General features: G+C 71.9%; 18 protein-coding genes and 1 riboswitch. Of the genes, 1 reads left to right on the forward strand and 17 read right to left on the reverse strand.

What is annotated here, in order from left to right; all coding sequences use genetic code 11:
- Positions 1-25: 25 nt before the first annotated feature.
- Positions 26-135: riboswitch (TPP riboswitch) on the reverse strand.
- Positions 136-205: 70 nt separating this feature from the next.
- From rlmN to rpsB, 6 genes are all read right to left on the reverse strand, one after another.
- Entirely contained in the window at positions 206-1,318 is a 1,113-nt protein-coding gene (rlmN, locus tag ACIA6C_RS05255) for a 23S rRNA (adenine(2503)-C(2))-methyltransferase RlmN (protein WP_136213436.1), read from the reverse strand.
- Between the two features lie 161 nt (positions 1,319-1,479).
- On the reverse strand, positions 1,480-2,553 hold the full coding sequence (locus ACIA6C_RS05260) for a phosphatidate cytidylyltransferase (protein WP_361128022.1): 1,074 nt from the start codon (positions 2,551-2,553) through the stop codon (positions 1,480-1,482).
- Positions 2,553-3,110 carry a ribosome recycling factor gene (gene frr, locus ACIA6C_RS05265; RefSeq protein ID WP_190186850.1) on the reverse strand — a complete coding sequence of 186 codons (558 nt, stop codon included), beginning with the start codon at positions 3,108-3,110 and terminating at the stop codon, positions 2,553-2,555. The genes ACIA6C_RS05260 and frr overlap by 1 nt, the downstream gene beginning before the upstream one ends.
- Before the next feature lie 88 nt (positions 3,111-3,198).
- Positions 3,199-3,978: a UMP kinase gene (gene pyrH / locus ACIA6C_RS05270; RefSeq protein WP_136213434.1), complete on the reverse strand. Its 780-nt coding sequence runs from the start codon at positions 3,976-3,978 to the stop codon at positions 3,199-3,201.
- 161 nt (positions 3,979-4,139) lie between these two features.
- Positions 4,140-4,976: a translation elongation factor Ts gene (tsf, locus tag ACIA6C_RS05275; protein ID WP_361128025.1), complete on the reverse strand. Its 837-nt coding sequence runs from the start codon at positions 4,974-4,976 to the stop codon at positions 4,140-4,142.
- Between the two features lie 134 nt (positions 4,977-5,110).
- Positions 5,111-6,004 carry a 30S ribosomal protein S2 gene (gene rpsB, locus ACIA6C_RS05280; protein ID WP_361128028.1) on the reverse strand — a complete coding sequence of 298 codons (894 nt, stop codon included), beginning with the start codon at positions 6,002-6,004 and terminating at the stop codon, positions 5,111-5,113.
- 251 nt (positions 6,005-6,255) lie between these two features.
- On the opposite strand from rpsB, the gene ACIA6C_RS05285 reads away from it, so the two are divergent.
- Positions 6,256-6,723, forward strand: a complete 468-nt coding sequence (locus ACIA6C_RS05285) for a M23 family metallopeptidase (protein ID WP_399273049.1) — start codon at positions 6,256-6,258, stop codon at positions 6,721-6,723.
- A gap of 12 nt (positions 6,724-6,735) precedes the next feature.
- Here the strand turns inward: ACIA6C_RS05285 and ACIA6C_RS05290 are convergent, their stop codons facing one another.
- The 11 genes from ACIA6C_RS05290 to lepB (ACIA6C_RS05340) all read right to left on the reverse strand — a co-directional run bounded on the left by ACIA6C_RS05290 (position 6,736) and on the right by lepB (ACIA6C_RS05340) (position 16,292).
- Positions 6,736-7,293: a TetR/AcrR family transcriptional regulator gene (locus tag ACIA6C_RS05290; RefSeq protein ID WP_399274481.1), complete on the reverse strand. Its 558-nt coding sequence runs from the start codon at positions 7,291-7,293 to the stop codon at positions 6,736-6,738.
- Positions 7,294-7,402: 109 nt separating this feature from the next.
- Complete coding sequence (whiG, locus tag ACIA6C_RS05295) at positions 7,403-8,242, reverse strand: RNA polymerase sigma factor WhiG (RefSeq protein WP_361128034.1); 840 nt, start codon at positions 8,240-8,242, stop codon at positions 7,403-7,405.
- Between the two features lie 209 nt (positions 8,243-8,451).
- Positions 8,452-9,813: a DNA-processing protein DprA gene (gene dprA / locus ACIA6C_RS05300; RefSeq protein WP_399273051.1), complete on the reverse strand. Its 1,362-nt coding sequence runs from the start codon at positions 9,811-9,813 to the stop codon at positions 8,452-8,454.
- Positions 9,810-11,459, reverse strand: a complete 1,650-nt coding sequence (locus tag ACIA6C_RS05305) for a YifB family Mg chelatase-like AAA ATPase (protein WP_399273053.1) — start codon at positions 11,457-11,459, stop codon at positions 9,810-9,812. Before ACIA6C_RS05305 ends, dprA begins: the two co-directional genes overlap by 4 nt.
- On the reverse strand, positions 11,459-11,848 hold the full coding sequence (locus ACIA6C_RS05310) for a YraN family protein (RefSeq protein WP_366079901.1): 390 nt from the start codon (positions 11,846-11,848) through the stop codon (positions 11,459-11,461). Before ACIA6C_RS05310 ends, ACIA6C_RS05305 begins: the two co-directional genes overlap by 1 nt.
- A gap of 154 nt (positions 11,849-12,002) precedes the next feature.
- Positions 12,003-12,311, reverse strand: a complete 309-nt coding sequence (locus ACIA6C_RS05315; protein WP_006139554.1) for a DUF2469 domain-containing protein — start codon at positions 12,309-12,311, stop codon at positions 12,003-12,005.
- 55 nt (positions 12,312-12,366) lie between these two features.
- Complete coding sequence (locus tag ACIA6C_RS05320) at positions 12,367-12,858, reverse strand: NUDIX hydrolase (protein WP_399273055.1); 492 nt, start codon at positions 12,856-12,858, stop codon at positions 12,367-12,369.
- Positions 12,848-13,648 (reverse strand): signal peptidase I, encoded by an 801-nt coding sequence (gene lepB, locus ACIA6C_RS05325; protein ID WP_399273057.1) that lies wholly within the window; start codon positions 13,646-13,648, stop codon positions 12,848-12,850. The genes ACIA6C_RS05320 and lepB (ACIA6C_RS05325) overlap by 11 nt, the downstream gene beginning before the upstream one ends.
- A gap of 43 nt (positions 13,649-13,691) precedes the next feature.
- A complete protein-coding gene (lepB, locus tag ACIA6C_RS05330; protein ID WP_399273059.1) occupies positions 13,692-14,597 on the reverse strand; it encodes a signal peptidase I in 906 nt (301 codons plus the stop codon).
- 104 nt (positions 14,598-14,701) lie between these two features.
- Positions 14,702-15,577 carry a signal peptidase I gene (gene lepB, locus ACIA6C_RS05335; protein ID WP_361128052.1) on the reverse strand — a complete coding sequence of 292 codons (876 nt, stop codon included), beginning with the start codon at positions 15,575-15,577 and terminating at the stop codon, positions 14,702-14,704.
- Entirely contained in the window at positions 15,570-16,292 is a 723-nt protein-coding gene (lepB, locus tag ACIA6C_RS05340) for a signal peptidase I (RefSeq protein ID WP_361128055.1), read from the reverse strand. The genes lepB (ACIA6C_RS05335) and lepB (ACIA6C_RS05340) overlap by 8 nt, the downstream gene beginning before the upstream one ends.

Below are 16,292 nucleotides of genomic sequence, written 5' to 3' on the forward strand. Positions count from 1 at the left end.
CGGTCGCCGGGCAGGGCGCAACAGCTTGAGTGAATGACCGAACTTCCTACCCCGAATGACCGGGGCGAGGTTCAGAGGGTCTGCGGATGACGGTTACCGCACTCTCAGCGCTGTGGCGCTCCCCTGTCGGAATATGCAATTGGTTCGGCCACAGGGTACCCCGTGGCCGGTTCGGCCCCCAGGAGAGGCCGCGGACGTGCGCAGGCTACCGCTCGGACGCGGCGAGCTGCCCGCACGCGCCGTCGATCTCCTGGCCGCGGGTGTCTCGCACGGTCACCGGCACGCCGTGCCGGGCGATCGCCTCGACGAACGCCTTCTCGTCCTCGGGCCGCGACGCGGTCCACTTCGAGCCGGGCGTCGGGTTGAGCGGGATGAGGTTGACGTGCACCCGCTTGCCCTTGAGCAGCCTGCCGAGCAGGTCACCGCGCCAGGCCTGGTCGTTGATGTCGCGGATCAGGGCATACTCGATCGAGACCCGGCGGCCGGACTTCTCCGCGTACTCCCAGGCCGCGTCCAGTACCTCGCGCACCTTCCAGCGCGTGTTCACCGGCACCAGGGTGTCGCGCAGCTCGTCGTCGGGGGCGTGCAGCGAGACGGCGAGGCGGCACTTGAAGCCCTCGTCGGCGAAGCGCAGCATGGCCGGGACCAGGCCGACGGTGGAGACGGTGATCCCGCGCTGCGACAGGCCCAGGCCGTCGGGCTCCGGGTCGGTCAGGCGGCGGATGGCGCCGACGACGCGGTTGTAGTTGGCCAGCGGCTCGCCCATGCCCATGAAGACGATGTTCGACAGCCGGGCCGGGCCTCCGGGGACCTCGCCGTCGCGCAGGGCGCGCATGCCGTCGACGATCTGGTGCACGATCTCGGCGGTCGACAGGTTCCGGTCGAGCCCGGCCTGGCCCGTGGCGCAGAACGGGCAGTTCATCCCGCAGCCGGCCTGGGAGGAGATGCACATGGTGACCCGGTCGGGGTAGCGCATCAGCACCGACTCGACGAGGGTGCCGTCGTGCAGCTTCCACAGCGTCTTGCGGGTGGTGTCGTCGTCGCACGAGATGTGCCGCACGACGCTCATCAGGTCGGGCAGCAGTTCCTGCTGGAGCTTCTCCCGCGAGCCGGCCGGGATGTCGGTCCACTCGGCGGGGTCGTGGGCGTAGCGCGCGAAGTAGTGCTGTGAGAGCTGCTTGGCCCGGAACGGCTTCTCGCCGATCGCGGCGACCGCCTCGCGGCGTTCGGCCGGGGTCATGTCGGCGAGGTGCCGGGGCGGCTTCTTCGCTCCGCGAGGGGCGACGAAAGTGAGCTCTCCCGGAACGGGGCGGGCCATGGCGGGTACTCCTTGTAAGACGAAAGGCGCGCCGCAGAAGCAGCGCGCCTTCCAAGAGTAACCGCCCGGACCCACCCGAGGCGTTCGCGTGTACGTCGCCCCAGCTCAGCGGGGGCTTTCCTGGTGAACCGCCCGCAGGCCGGGACGCCCGGGAGCCGATATCAGCCGGTGCCGACGAACGCGGCGAGCAGCAGCCACACCACCGGCGCGGTCGGCAGCAGCGAGTCGAGCCGGTCCATGATGCCGCCGTGCCCGGGCAGCAGCGTGCCCATGTCCTTGATCCCCAGGTCGCGCTTGATCATGGACTCACCCAGATCGCCCAGCGTGGCGCTGACGGCGACGGCCAGGCCCAGCAGCAGTCCCTGCCACCAGACGCCGCCGTCGATGAGGAACTCCATGCACAGCGCGCCGGCCGCCATCGCGAACGCCACCGCGCCGACCAGCCCCTCGCGCGTCTTGCCGGGGCTGATGCGCGGGGCGAGCTTCGTCTTGCCGAAGCGCCAGCCCACCGCATAGGCCCCGGTGTCGCTGACCACGGTCAGCAGCAGGAAGGTCACGACCCGCTGGGGGCCGTCCTCGGCGGTGAGCAGCATCGCCACGAAGGTGGCGAGGAAGGGCACGTAGAAGGCGGCGAAGACGCCCGCCGTGACGTCCTTGAGGTAGTCCTCCGGCGGCTCGGTCATGCGCCAGACCAGCACCGCCAGGGCGGTCAGCGCCATCGCCACCCAGGCGCCCTCGGCCCCCCGGACGTATCCGGCGATGACCATGGCGGCGCCACCGACCGCGAGCGGTACGAGGGGCGCCTTGATGCCCTTCTTCTCCTGGAGCCGGGAGGTGAGCTCCCACAGACCGACGACGACCGCGACGACGATGACGCCGACGAACACGGCCTTCACGATGAAGAGCGAGGCGAAGATCACCGCTCCGAGGCCGACGCCGACCCCTATGGCGGCCCGCAGGTCCCGCCCCGCGCGCTTCTTCGGCGGCGGGGAGGCGTCCTGGGGTGCCTGGGAAGGCGGGGGCGGGGGGCTGGGCATGGGCTCCTGCGGCGGCGTCTCGGCGCGGAAGAGGGGGCCGCTGTCGGCGGCGACCCCCCGATCGCGTGCTTCCCGGTCGTCGAAGTCACGGCCGGCGGCATCGGGCACGATGGGCATGGGCCGAGTCTGCGGGCCCACCTGCGCATCGTATGCGGGACCCGCCGGAACGGGCTCCGGCTGCCAGGAAGAGTCGTTCATCAGACTTCGAGGAGCTCGGCTTCCTTGTGCTTGAGCAGCTCGTCCACCTGCGTGACGTACTTCGCGGTGGTGTCGTCGAGCTCCTTCTCCGCGCGGCGCACCTCGTCCTCGCCGGACTCCTTGTCCTTGACGAGCTTGTCGAGGGCGTCCTTCGCCTTGCGGCGGATGGAGCGGATCGAGACCTTGGAGTCCTCGGCCTTGGTGCGGGCGACCTTGACGTACTCCTTGCGGCGCTCCTGCGTCAGCTCGGGGAAGGTCACCCGGATGATGCGGCCGTCGTTGCTCGGGTTGACGCCGAGGTCGGAGTCGCGGATGGCCTGCTCGATGTTGCGCAGCGCGGACGCGTCGAACGGGGTCACCACGGCCATGCGCGGCTCGGGCACCGCGAAGGAGGCGAGCTGGTTGATGGGCGTGATGGCGCCGTAGTAGTCCGCCACGATCTTGTTGAACATCGCCGGGTGCGCACGGCCCGTGCGAATCGCGGCGAAGTCTTCCTTGGCGACGACGACGGCCTTCTCCATCTTCTCCTCGGCTTCGAGGAGGATTTCTTCGATCACCACGTGCTCCTGCATGTCAGATATGGATGGTTCAGGCGGGGCGGGCCGGCCGGGCCGGTCCGCTGCGGGCGGGGCCCGGCGGCGGAGGTCAGACCCGGGTGCCCTGGTCGCTCACGAGCGTGCCGATCTTCTCACCCTTGACGGCACGGGCGATATTGCCCTCGGCGAGGAGCTCGAAGACCAGGATCGGCAGCCGGTTGTCGCGGCACAGCGTGATGGCGGTGGCGTCGGCGACCTTGAGGTCCCGGGACAGCACCTCGCTGTACTCCAGCGCGTCGAACTTCACCGCGTCGGGGTTGGTCTTCGGGTCGGAGTCGTAGACCCCGTCGACGCCGTTCTTGCCCATGAGCAGGGCCTCCGCGTCGATCTCCAGGGCGCGCTGGGCGGCCGTGGTGTCGGTGGAGAAGTACGGCATGCCCATGCCGGCGCCGAAGATGACGACGCGGCCCTTCTCCAAGTGCCGCACGGCACGCAGCGGGATGTACGGCTCCGCGACCTGGCCCATCGTGATGGCGGTCTGGACGCGGCTGTCGATGCCCTCCTTCTCCAGGAAGTCCTGGAGGGCGAGGCAGTTCATGACCGTGCCGAGCATGCCCATGTAGTCGGAACGGGCACGGTCCATGCCGCGCTGCTGGAGCTCGGCGCCACGGAAGAAGTTGCCGCCGCCGATGACGATCGCGATCTCCGCGCCGTCACGGACCACGGCAGCGATCTCACGCGCGATGGCGTGCACGACGTCAGGGTCGACGCCCAGCCCGCCGCCGCCGGAGAAGGCCTCGCCCGACAGCTTCAGCATGAAGCGGCGGCCCTTCTTGTCGTGGTCGCTCTTGTCGTCGGAAGCGGTGTGGGGGTCCACGCCCTGATTCATGGGATCTCCTCGTGCACATACGAAGAAGGCCATTGCCGGTGGGTCCTCGCGGTTCCCTCTACGGCAATGGCCTCCTCGTCAGATCTGCGGTCGCCCTGCGCGAGCGCGGACGACTGCTTCAGACCCTACCGGGGTCCGGTGTCCGTCGCGTACGGACGGACTCAGATGCCGACCTTGATGCGGGTGAAGCGCACCAGCTTGACACCGGCCTCGTCCAGGACCTTCTGGACGGACTTCTTGTTGTCCAGCGCGTACGGCTGGCCGAGGAGCGTGGCTTCCTTGAAGAAGCCGTTGACGCGACCCTCGACGATCTTCGGCAGGGCAGCCTCGGGCTTGCCCTCCGCGCGGGTGGTCTCCTCGGCGACGCGACGCTCGCTCTCGACGACCTCGGCCGGGACGTCCTCCTTGGAGAGGTACTTCGGCGCGAAGGCGGCGATGTGCTGGGCGATGCCCTTGGCCAGGTCGGCGTCGGCCTTGTCCAGCTCGACCAGGACACCGATCTGCGGGGGCAGGTCGGGCATGGTGCGGTGCATGTACGCGGAGACGAAGGCACCCTGGTACTGCGCGAAGCGGTCCAGGACGATCTTCTCGCCGAGGTTGGCGTTGGCCTCGTCCACGAACGCCTGGACGGTCTGGCCGGGCTTGATCTCGGAGGCGAGCAGCGCCTCGATGTCCGCCGGGTTGGTGGCGGCCACGTGCTGGGCCAGCTCGTCGGCGACGGCGAGGAACTTCGGGCTCTTCGCGACGAAGTCGGTCTCGCACTTGAGCTCGAGCAGGACGCCGGAGGTGTTGTCCGCGGCGATGAGGGAGGCGACGGCGCCGTTCTCGGCGGAGCGGCCCTCGCGCTTGGCAACGCCCTTGAGGCCCTTGACGCGCAGGATCTCGTTGGCCTTCTCGACGTCGCCGTCGGCCTCGACGAGCGCGTTCTTGCAGTCCAGCATGCCGGCGCCGGTGAGCTCGCGGAGCTTCTTGACGTCAGCGGCGGTGTAGTTCGCCATGAGTCTTGGATTCTCTCTCGAAGTCGTAGATCCAGGGTGAGCGGCGGAGGAGTCGCGCTCGTGGCGCTGCTCCCCCGCCGTCATCGTCCGTGCTGTGAGTGCCCGGCGCGTGAACGCCGGGCGCTCTCAGTGGGTCAGGCCTGCTCGGCGTCGGCGGCCGGGGCCTCGACGACGGCCTCGGCCTCGGCGGCCGGGGCCTCGGCAGCGGCCTCGGCCGGAGCGGCCTCGGCGGCCGGCTCGTCGGCCTTCTTCTCGCCCTCGAGCAGGTCGCGCTCCCACTCGGCGAGCGGCTCGGCGGCGGCCTTCTCGCCCGGCTTCGAGTCACCGGTCGCAGCGCCGGAACGGGCGATGAGGCCCTCGGCGACGGCGTCGGCGATCACGCGGGTGAGCAGGGTGACGGAGCGGATCGCGTCGTCGTTGCCCGGGATCTTGTAGTCGACCTCGTCGGGGTCGCAGTTGGTGTCGAGGATCGCGACGACCGGGATGTGGAGCTTGCGCGCCTCACCGACGGCGATGTGCTCCTTCTTGGTGTCGACGATCCAGACGGCGCTGGGGACCTTCGACATCTCGCGGATACCACCGAGGGTCTTCTCCAGCTTGATCTTCTCGCGGGAGAGGACCAGGAGCTCCTTCTTGGTGAGACCCGAGGCGGCGACGTCCTCGAAGTCGATCGCCTCAAGCTCCTTCAGACGCTGGAGGCGCTTGTAGACGGTGGAGAAGTTGGTGAGCATGCCACCGAGCCAGCGCTGGTTGACGTACGGCATGCCGACGCGCGTCGCCTGCTCGGCGATCGCTTCCTGCGCCTGCTTCTTGGTACCGACGAACATGATGGAGCCACCGTGCGCGACGGTCTCCTTCACGAACTCGTAGGCGCGGTCGATGTACGACAGCGACTGGAGCAGGTCGATGATGTAGATGCCGTTGCGCTCGGTGAAGATGAAGCGCTTCATCTTCGGGTTCCAGCGACGGGTCTGGTGACCGAAGTGGACGCCGCTTTCCAGCAGCTCCCGCATCGTTACGACGGCCATGGCCATCTCCTTGTTTTCTCGGTTTGGTTCCTGACGCCCCGACGCGCCCTGCCCCCGAAGAGGGGACCGAGAGACGCTCTCACCTGGCCTGACGGGCCGGTGCTGGGGCGTGCGAAGTCGACCCGGTGACCCGGATCGCCACAAGAAGTGTACGGGACCCGGCGGTATGCCGGGTGACGCGCTTGTCCACACCGTCCGGGTTGTCCACAGGCCCCGGCGGCGCCCCGGGGCGCCGCGGGACGCTGTCCCCCATGACGACACTGCTGCTCACCCTGCTCGTGGCGCTGTCCCAGGCGCTCCCCTCCGCCGTCCGCCCGCTGCCGCCGCCGCTGGTGGTGGCGCGGTGGTGGGACCCGCCGCCGACGCCGTACGCGGCCGGTCACCGCGGAGTGGACCTGGCGGCGCCCGTGGGGGCGCGGCTGCGCGCCGTGGGGCCCGGCCGGGTGTACTACGCGGGGCAGGTCGCGGGGCGCGGGGTGCTCTCCCTGACCCTCCCGGGCGGCCTGCGCACCACGTACGAACCGGTCCGGCCGCTCGTCGCGGAGGGCGAGGAGGTCACGGCCGGGCAGGTGGTGGCGGTGCTCACGGAGGGCGCCCACTGCCCGGAGCCCTGCCTGCACTGGGGCCTGCTGGCGGGCGGGACGTACCTCAACCCGCTGGCCCTGCTCCCGCGCCCGGTCCCGAGGCTGCTCCCGACGTCGCCGCCGGTCGGCGGCTGAGGCCGGCGCCGCTCAGCCGCGGACGCCGCGCAGGGCCATCGCGACCGCCGCCTCCGTCACCACGGCCGGGTCCTCCGCGGCGCCGAGTTCGATCCGCCGGACCGCCGCGTCCACGACCCCTTGCAGCAGCATCGCGGCCAGCTTCGGCTCCGCCTGCCCGAGGGCGGCCAGGGCCTGGACGATCATCGCCACCAGTCCGCCGTGCGCCGCGCGGATCTTCTCCCGCGCGCCGGCGTCCAGCTCGCTGGCGGAGATCGCCACCACCGCCCGGTGGCGCCGGTCCCCGACCAGCCCGAGCTGGCTGCGGACATAGGCCTCGATCTTCGCCTCGGGCGTCGGGGCCGCCTCCATCGCCGCTTCGATCTCGGCGGCCCAGACCGGGAAGTCCACCGCGCACAGCTCCTCGACGACCGCCGCGCGGGAGCGGAAGTACTCGTACACGGAGGACCGGGCGAGCCCGGTGCGCCGGGCGAGGGCGGGGAAGGTCAGGGCCTCCGTACCGCCTTCGGACAGCAGGGAACGGGCGGCGTCCAACAGGGCGTCGCGCTGCATAGACCGGTGCTCGGCCACGGAGGCCGCTCGAATCCTTGGCACCCGACCACTCTACGGAGCAACGGCCGTCCGGACACGGGTCATCGGCACAAGCAACGGCCTTCCGTGCCGCCGGTCGTGCCCGTCGTCACCGGCCGACGTCCGCGAGCTTGGCCCGCAGCTGGAGCACGGACTTGGTGTGGATCTGACTGACCCGGCTCTCGGTGACGCCCAGCACGTTGCCGATCTCCGCGAGGGTGAGGCCCTCGTAGTAGTACAGGGTGACGACCGTCTTCTCCCGCTCCGGGAGCGTGTTGATCGCGCGGGCGAGCAGCCTGCGCAGCTCGCGGTCCTCGGCCACCTCCACCGGGTCGTCGGCGGCGTGGTCCTCCAGGGTGTCCATGAGCGAGAGCCGGTCGCCGCCTTCGCCGCCGACGTGCAGCAGTTCCTCCAGGGCCACCACGTTCGCCAGCGACAGCTGGCTGAACACGGTGTGGAGTTCCTCCACACCGATCCCCATCTCCCCGGCCACCTCCTGCTCGGTGGGGGTGCGCCGCAGCTGGGCCTCCAGGGTGGCGTACGCGCGCTCCACGGCCCGCGCCTTCTGCCGGACCGAGCGGGGGATCCAGTCCAGCGCCCGCAGTTCGTCGATCATCGCGCCGCGGATCCGGGTGATCGCGTACGTCTCGAACTTGATGGACCTCTCGATGTCGAACTTCTCGATGGCGTCGATGAGCCCGAAGACGCCGGAGGAGACGAAGTCGGCCTGTTCGACGTTGGGCGGCAGGCCCACGCTGACGCGGCCGGCCACGTACTTCACCAGCGGCGAGTAGTGCAGGATCAGCTGCTCCCGCAGCCGCTCGTCACCCGAGTCCTTGTACGAGCGCCACAGCACCTCCAGGGACGAGGGCGCGGTGGACCGCACACTGCCGCCGCGGGCAGCGGGGGGCACCGCAGCGCGGTCAGACCCTGAGGTGTGCTGGGGCATGCTTCGCCTTTGCCGGAGCCGGATTCCTTGGGAGCGTAGCGTGACGGAAGTGTCGCGGTGCGCGAAGAGTACGGGATGGCGCGGGGGCCCAAGAGCGCCCCGAACGGCATGGACGGGCCGGGACCGGCGCCTGGCGCACGGTCCCGGCGACCGCCCCCGGGAAGACCGCGTCTCTCATCGGCGTCACTCTTTCACCGGAACGCCCCAGGTCAACGACCGCCTCGCCGGGCACCACCGGTTCGAGTGCCTCCCTGGAGCCTGCCCGGGGTCAACTGCCAGGCGTCGCCCTGCCGTTCGACGAACCCCAGAGAGTGAAGTTCGTACAGTCTGCCGATGACTTCATCGGTGCCGGTGCCGGCGGCGAGGGCAACCTCCTCCACCTGCGCGGGGCGACCCGCCGGGAGGGCTTCGAGCACCCTGGCGGCGGCCGGGTCCAGCAAGTCCCGGGGGAAGACCGGGCCCCGCCGTTCGGGAGCCAGCTCGCCCATGCCGCCGACCAGCTCGACCACCTCGGCCGCGTCCGTGACGAGCACCGCCTCGGCGCGCAGCAGTTCATGGACCCCGGCCGACAGGGAGCTGGTCGCGGGGCCGGGAACGCCCATCGTGAAGCGGCCCAGCTCCCGGGCCCGCCTGGCGGTGACCAGGGAACCGCTGCGCACCGCGGCCTCCACGACCACCGTTCCCCTGGTGAGGGCGGCGATGACCCGGTTGCGCAGCACGAACCGGCTCGCGGTGGGGTGGCTGCCCGGCGGCAGCTCGCCCAGGACCAGTCCCTGGCCCGCGATCCTGCCGAGCAGCCCGGCGTGCCCTCGGGGGTAGGCGACGTCCGCGCCGCAGGCCAGGACCGCGACGGTGGCTCCGCCCGAGGCCAGGGCCCCGCGGTGGGCCGCCCCGTCGATCCCGTAGGCCGCGCCGGAGACCACCACCCAGCCGCGCTCGGCGAGGCCCGCCGCCAGGGTCTGCGCCATGTGGGCCCCGTACGGGGTACAGGCCCGGGCGCCGACCACGGCGATCGAGCGCAGCGCCCAGGTCCGCAGGTCCGCCCCGCCGCGTACCCACAGCCCGACCGGCCGGGCGTCACCGAGGTCGTCCAGCTGCGTCGGCCACTGCGCCGATCCGGGGCAGATGAACCGCACTCCCGCTCCGGCGGCCTCCGCCAGGTCGCGCCGGGGGTCGGCGAGGGCGGCCCGTCTGCGGTATCCGGCGAGGCGCTCCGGCCCCACCCCGCTCGGGCGCCGCTCCCCCGGCCCCGGGTCGGGCCCGGTCAGCAGCCGTATCAGTCCCACGGCGCCGAACTCGCGCAGCCAGCGCCCCGCGTGCTCGTCCCCGGGCTCCAGTACCCGGGTCAGGGCGGCCCGGGCCAACAGCTCCGCGCCCGCCTCCGCCCCGGACCCGGCATCCGGCCCCGCGGCACCGGGCTCCCGCTCATCCGGCCCCGCCGCTCCCGGCTCCCGGGACCCGCCGCCCGGCTCCGGCCCCGCCGCTCCCGGCTCCCGGGACCCGCCGCCCGGCTCCGGCCCCGCCGCTCCCGGTGCTCCCGGCTCGGCATCCGGCTCTTCCCCGGGGCTCATGACTCCGCCACCATGGCCAGCGTCGCCCCGCGGGCGATCCCGGTGCGCAGCTCCAGCGCGACCGCCACGTCCAGCGCGTCGGGGCGTTCGTTGCCGCGCAGGTCGGCCACGGTCCACGCGACCCGCAGCACCCGGTCCAGCCCCCGCGCCGTGAGCAGCCCCCGTTCCATGTCCCGCTCGGCCTGCGCCAGCGCTCCCGGGCCGGCCTGCCAGCGGGTGCGCAGCTCGTGCCCGGGCACCTCGGAGTTGAGCCGCCAGGGAGTGCCGTCGAGCCGGGCGGCGGCCCGGTCCCTGGCTTCGCGGACCCGGTCGGCGACCACCGCGGTGGCTTCCCCCCGGCCGCCGTGCCCCAGCAGGTCGGAGCGGGTGACGGGCTCCACCTCCACGCGCAGGTCGACCCGGTCGAGGAGCGGCCCGGACAGCCTCGCCTGGTAGCGCCGGATCACCGAGGCCGGGCATTCGCAGCCGGCCCCTTGGAGGGTGTGGCGCCCGCACGGGCAGGGGTTGGCGGCGAGGACCATCAGGAAGCGGGCCGGCAGCCTTACCACCCCGGCGGCCCGGGCGATGACCACGTGCCCCGCTTCGAGTGGCTGGCGCAGGGCGTCCAGTGCCTTCGAGCCGAACTCGGCCGCCTCGTCGAGGAAGAGGACGCCCCGGTGGGCCAGGGAGACCGCCCCAGGCCTGGGCACCCCCGCCCCGCCGCCGACCAGGGACTGCATGGTCGCGGAGTGGTGCGGGGCGCAGTAGGGCGGCCGGGCGAGCAGCGGTTCGCCGGGCGGCAGGATTCCCGCGACCGAGTGGACGGCCGTCACCTCAAGGGAATCCTGTCGGGTGAGCGGCGGAAGGATCCAGGGCAGCCGCTCGGCGAGCATCGTCTTGCCCGCGCCCGGAGGCCCGCTCAGGAAGAGGTGGTGTCCGCCCGAGGCGGCCACCTCCAAGGCCCGGCGGGCCGCGTGCTGCCCCGCGACATCGGCGAGGTCCGGCAGGTCGGGGCCGTCCCCACCAGCGCCGCCGTCCCCTCCGCCACCGCCCCCGCGGGAGATGCCGGTGCCCAGTCCCGCGCCCGGGACCAGCAGCCCGGCCAGCATGGGATCGGGGCGCCCGGCGGCCGGGTCCTCCTCCTCGGGAACGACCCCGTCGGTCAGGACGGCGATCAGCTGCCGCAGGCTCCGCACGCCGAGCACCGAGACGTCCGGGACCAGCATCGCCTCGGCGGCGCACTGCTGGGGCACCACCACCTGCCGGTACCCGGCCTCGGCGGCGGCCAGTACGGCGGGCAGGACTCCCCGGACCGGCCGCACCCGGCCGTCCAGCCCGAGCTCCCCGATGAGGACCAGATCGGCGATGGCGCCCGGGTCGACCACCTCGGCGGCCCCCAGCACGGCCGCCGCCACAGCGAGGTCGAAGCCGGCGCCCGACTTGGGTACGGAGGCCGGACTGAGTCCGACCGTGAGCTTCTTCTGCGGCCAGGACGCGCCGGAGTTGACCACGGCGGCCCGCACCCGGTCCCGGCTTTCGACCAGCGTCTTGTCGGGCAGCCCCACCAGGGTGAAGGCCGCGACACCCGGCTCCAGGTCGGCCTGGACCTCGACCACCACGCCCTCGACGCCCACCAGGGCCACCGAGCAGGCCCGCGCGAACCCCATCAGGCCGCCCCCCTGACGTGTTCCACCACGGGCGCACCGCGCCGCGGCAGCAGGATCCCGACGAGGTCGATCCGCACCCCGCCCGGCGGTGGTCCCCCGTGATCGGCGAGCCAGCGCCCGGCGAGCCGGCGCAGCCGCTCGGCCTTGCCGGGCCGGACCGCGGCCATGGGGTGCTCGAACAGCCCCTGCCCGGCCTCCCCCGCCCTGCGCGTCTTCACCTCGCACACCACGAGGCAGTCACCGTCCCGCGCGACGATGTCGATCTCCCCGCTGCGGCACCGCCAGTTCCGGGCGATCACCGTCATCCCGGACTCGGTGAGCCGCCGTACCGCGAGCTCCTCGCCGTACCGGCCCAATGCCTGCTGCTGTGCCACGCACTTCGCGTCCATCCGGCACCACCTCCGGCACCGACGGTCCCGCGTCCCGGCCCTGCTTGTGGATCTTGGTGGACAACAGCGGCGTTGTGGAAAACCCGCTCACCCCTGCGGGTGACACCTGGGCCGCCCAGCCGGCCCGGCGGCGGCAGCTGCGGCGGCCCTCTGATCAGCTGCCGGGAAGTTCGAGGTCGCTCTTGTTCAGCTCCTCGATGTTCACGTCCTTGAAGGTCAGTACGCGCACCTGCTTGACGAAGCGGGCCGGACGGTACATGTCCCAGACCCACGCGTCGGCCATGGTGACCTCGAAGAAGACCTCCCCCTGGACCGAGTGCACCTGCATCTCGTAGTCGTTGGTGAGGTAGAAACGGCGTTCCGTCTCGATCACGTACTTGAACAGACCGACGACGTCGCGGTACTCCCGATAGAGCTTCAGCTCCATCTCGGTCTCGTACTTTTCGAGGTCCTCGGCACTCATGGCATGTTCCCCTTCAGCCGTGCGTCCCCCTATTGTGCGCCAGAGCTCCGGGCCCCTAAACGATTTCAGGGGCCAGGACCACCGGCGCACCCGGAGGACCGTCGTCGAGCAGCGTACGGAGCAACCCGGCGAGTCTGGTCGGGTACACCGTCTCATGTGCCGAGAGAAGTTCCTCGGAGGTCCACCACCTCGCCCCTGTGACGGTGCGCCGCTCCAGCTCCGTGAACCCGGTCGTCACCGTCGCTTCCCGGCTCGTCCGGGCGAGGAAGTACCACTCGTCCTGCTCCCAGCGCCGTCCGTCGAAGGGGAAGGCGCAGTACCGGTGCCACAGCACCGGCCCCAGCTCCACTTCGGTGATGCCGGTCTCCTCCGCGAGTTCCCGCAGGGCGGCCTCCGCACGCGTCTCGGTGCCCTCCACCCCGCCGCCCGGGGTGAACCACCAGTCGTTCGCGGGATCGTCCGGTTCGAAGCCGTGCAGCAGCAGGATCCGGTCCTGCGGGTCCAGCAGGATGACCCGGGACACCTTGCGGACCGGGTCAGCGGGCATCGGTGCGCTCCCGTCGGCGCCCGCGACCCAGCACCCGCGTGACGGGCCCGTAGGCGGCCCCGAGGAGCACCAGGGCGGCACCGGCCACCACGGCGGCCAGCTGGAGCCGCAGCGGCCCGGGCCGGGAGGTCCCGCCGGGGAGCGCGGCGTACGCCCGGGGCCGCTCGACCATCGCCATCGACGGCCAGGCCAGCGCGTCCACCCGGGCGCTGACCGCCGAGCGGGCCACGGTCCCCTGCCCGCTCTCCTGGAGGTGGGCCCGGGAGTCCAGCGAGCCCGCGCGGTGGTCACCGAGCAGGAAGAGGTTGCCCTCGGGAACCTTCACCTCGAAGGCGATGTCGGAGGCTCCCCCGGGCACCGGCACGGTCGCCGGATCCAGGGGGGTGAGCCGGGCGTCGTCCAGGTAGGGCTCGTCCAGCTCCTTGCCGTTCACGGTGAGCTTGCCGCCCGTGCCGCAGCACTTCACGGTGTCGCCGCCGACCGCGACCACCCGCTTGACCATGGGCGAGTCACTCCACATGGAATCAGTGAAGATGACCACGTCGCCGCGGCGCACCTGGTCGCCGTCGATCCGCTGGGCGAGCACCCGGTCGCCGGGCCGTACGGTCGGCACCATCGAGTCGGTCGGCACCGTGTACGGCTGGTAGGTCAGCGCCCCCCAGACGAAACCCCCGAGGAAGAGCAGAAAGCCGACGGCCACGGCGATTCCCGACAAGACGTTGCCGAGTCCGCCGTGGCCCTTGCCGCCACCCCGTATGACCTGCGTACCGCTCGCTCTTGTTCCGCCCATTGCAGCAGCCCCCACACTCGGGATCGTCGACCTGGGCGGCACCCTACCCGGCGGTATGGCCGCCGGTCAGCTTCCGCCTGCGCCACAGGACGACCGGGACCGCGCCCGTGAGCCCCAGGGCCGCAGGAGCCAGTCCGACCGGCGCCAGTCCCGAGGCGTCGAGACCGAGCGCGGCGGCCTTGGCCTGGTGGCCGATGCCGGGCTGGTCGAAGGTGTCGGGAACGGGGAGGGTGGCCCAGCGGGTGACCGGCCACGCGACCACCACGGCCCGGCCGACGACGTCCTTGACCGGCACGAAGCCCTGCGTGGAGTCCTGCATGTGGTAGCGGGAGTCCTGGGAGTTCTGCCGGTGGTCGCCCATCACCCAGATCTTCCCCTTGGGGACGGTGATCGGGCCGAAGGGGGCATCGTCGCACGGCGTGTTGCCGGGGTAGATGTACGGCTCGTCCAGCGGCTTGCCGTTGACGACGACCGGCCCGCCCCGCTTGCACTCGACGGTGTCACCGCCGATGGCGATGGTCCGCTTGATCAGGTCCTTCTCCTCGGCGGACGGCATCAGGCCGATCCAGCTGAGGGCCTTCTGCGCGAAGTTCGGCTCCGGGGTGGCCTCGCCCGCGAGCCAGTTGGCGGGGTCGTGGAAGACCACGACCTCACCGCGCTCGGGCTCCGAGCCGAACCACGGCGTCAGCTTGTCCACGAGCACCCGGTCACCGCGCTGCAGGGTGTTCTGCATCGACTCCGACGGGATCGAGAACGCCTGCACCAGGAAGGTCTTGATCAGCAGGGCCAGCAGCAGGGCGATGCCGATGAGGAGCGGCAGCTCCTTCCAGAACGAGCGCTGGGGGCGCGCCCCGGCTCCGCCCTTCTCGGTCTCGCTCTCGACGCCGTCCTCCGGCCGCTCGGCACCCTCGTCGCGTCCGGACCGCGCGCCTACCGCCACATCCCCCACATCCACTCCCTCACTCGGATTCGCCGCCCGTGCCGGTACGGACACGGGCCCTCCCCTCCCTTAACGAGCGGGAGTTCCCTAAGGCGCGGGAGACCGAGGACACACTATGCGAACCGCGTGCCCCGACGCCGTCCCCCGCGTCCGCGCCGTCCGCGCCGCGCCGGATCGGGCACCGTGAGGAAGGTCGCGGGCTGTTCCAGCTCGCGCCAGTGGGCGTAGGGCCAGGCGATCACCACGGCCCGTCCCACCACTCCGTTCTCGTCGATGGTGCCCTGGAACCCCTCGTCGAGGTGGTAGCGGGAATCGGCCGAGTTGGCCCGGTGGTCACCCATCACGAAGAGCCGGCCCTGCGGCACCTTCACCTCGAACGTGATCTCCGACGGGGCGTTGCCCGGATTCACGTACGGCTCATCCAGCGGCGTCCCGTTGACGGTGATGCGCCCCCGGGAGTCGCAGCACTTGACGGTGTCGCCGCCGACGCCGATGACGCGCTTGATCAGGTCCTGTTCGTCCGCCGAGGGCAGCAGCCCGATGAAGGTCAGGGTCTCCTTGATCTGCTTGACGACGACCGGGTCCTCGCCCGGCCGCGCCGCCTCGCCCTTGAGCCAGCCGCCCGGGTCCTTGAACACCACGACGTCGCCCCGCTCCACCTTGGAGCCGAACCACGGCGTGAGCTTGTCGACCAGGACCCGGTCGCCGATCCGGATCGTCTGCTCCATGGAACCCGACGGGATGAAGAAGGCCTGCACCAGAAAGGTCTTGAGCAGCAGGGCGATGCACAGCGCGACGACCACCAGCAGGGGCAGTTCCCCCGCCCTGCGGGTCCGTCTGCGCCGGCGGACCCGGCGCGCCAGCCGGCGCCGCTCGGCCCGGCCGCCCTCCGGCTGCGGCGGTGCCTGCGCGGCCCGTTCGGGCTCCGGCTCCGGCTCGGGGTCCCGCTCGCGGTCGCGCCTGCCTCTCGGCCGCCCCCGGCTACCCATGTCCGCCCCCCGCGGTCCGCGCCGCGCCCCAGCGCGACATGGGCCAGCCGATCCAGTCGGCCCGCCCGATCACCTTGTCCACCGGCACCATCCCCCCGCCCGGCTCGCCCAGGTGGTCCCGGGAGTCCCTCGACTGGGACCGGTGATCGCCCATGACCCACAGGGTCCCAAGGGGCACGACGATCCGGAAGGGCACCTTCGAGGAGGTGTCGCCCGGGTAGAGGTACGGCTCGTCCACCGGAACCCCGTTCACCTTCATCCGGCCGTTCTCGTCGCAGACCACGTCGTCGCCGCCGACGCCGATGACCCGCTTGACGAAATCGGTGTCGGAGGGCTCCGCGAGCCCGAGCACCGAGGCCGCGTCGTGCAGGGCGGAGCCGATCGGGTCGCCCTGCGGCTGCTCCGGGACGAAGGAGCCCGTGCCGTCGAAGACGACCACGTCACCTCGCTTGGGCTGGTCGCCGAAACGGTACGCCAGCTTGTCGACCAGCACCCGGTCCCCGACCCGCAGCGTCGGCTCCATCGAGCGGCTGGGGATCAGGAAGGGCTGTACGACGAAGTTGCCGAGCAGCAGCACGAAGACGGTGCAGGCGAGCCCCAGCAGCCCGGCCCGCCGCCAGGTCAGCCCACGGGGGGCCAACGCACGGCGCGGCCGCCCCTCCCCCTCGTCGGGGGTGGGGCGGCCGCGCTGGGTGAGCTCTGCTTCGGTGTCCAT

The organism is Streptomyces sp. NPDC051578, assembly GCF_044454045.1.
Taxonomy (GTDB): Bacteria; Actinomycetota; Actinomycetes; order Streptomycetales; family Streptomycetaceae; genus Streptomyces.

Excerpts from the sequence above, each read along its gene's own strand:
- rlmN (WP_136213436.1), bottom strand. The coding sequence starts at position 1,318 with ATGGCCCGCCCCGTTCCGGGAGAGCTCACTTTCGTCGCCCCTCGCGGA.
- ACIA6C_RS05260 (WP_361128022.1), bottom strand. The coding sequence starts at position 2,553 with ATGAACGACTCTTCCTGGCAGCCGGAGCCCGTTCCGGCGGGTCCCGCA.
- pyrH (WP_136213434.1), bottom strand. The coding sequence starts at position 3,978 with ATGAATCAGGGCGTGGACCCCCACACCGCTTCCGACGACAAGAGCGAC.
- tsf (WP_361128025.1), bottom strand. The coding sequence starts at position 4,976 with ATGGCGAACTACACCGCCGCTGACGTCAAGAAGCTCCGCGAGCTCACC.
- rpsB (WP_361128028.1), bottom strand. The coding sequence starts at position 6,004 with ATGGCCGTCGTAACGATGCGGGAGCTGCTGGAAAGCGGCGTCCACTTC.
- ACIA6C_RS05285 (WP_399273049.1), top strand. The coding sequence starts at position 6,256 with ATGACGACACTGCTGCTCACCCTGCTCGTGGCGCTGTCCCAGGCGCTC.
- whiG (WP_361128034.1), bottom strand. The coding sequence starts at position 8,242 with ATGCCCCAGCACACCTCAGGGTCTGACCGCGCTGCGGTGCCCCCCGCT.
- dprA (WP_399273051.1), bottom strand. The coding sequence starts at position 9,813 with ATGAGCCCCGGGGAAGAGCCGGATGCCGAGCCGGGAGCACCGGGAGCG.
- ACIA6C_RS05305 (WP_399273053.1), bottom strand. The coding sequence starts at position 11,459 with ATGGGGTTCGCGCGGGCCTGCTCGGTGGCCCTGGTGGGCGTCGAGGGC.
- ACIA6C_RS05310 (WP_366079901.1), bottom strand. The coding sequence starts at position 11,848 with ATGGACGCGAAGTGCGTGGCACAGCAGCAGGCATTGGGCCGGTACGGC.
- ACIA6C_RS05315 (WP_006139554.1), bottom strand. The coding sequence starts at position 12,311 with ATGAGTGCCGAGGACCTCGAAAAGTACGAGACCGAGATGGAGCTGAAG.
- ACIA6C_RS05320 (WP_399273055.1), bottom strand. The coding sequence starts at position 12,858 with ATGCCCGCTGACCCGGTCCGCAAGGTGTCCCGGGTCATCCTGCTGGAC.
- lepB (WP_399273057.1), bottom strand. The coding sequence starts at position 13,648 with ATGGGCGGAACAAGAGCGAGCGGTACGCAGGTCATACGGGGTGGCGGC.
- lepB (WP_361128052.1), bottom strand. The coding sequence starts at position 15,577 with ATGGGTAGCCGGGGGCGGCCGAGAGGCAGGCGCGACCGCGAGCGGGAC.
- lepB (WP_361128055.1), bottom strand. The coding sequence starts at position 16,292 with ATGGACACCGAAGCAGAGCTCACCCAGCGCGGCCGCCCCACCCCCGAC.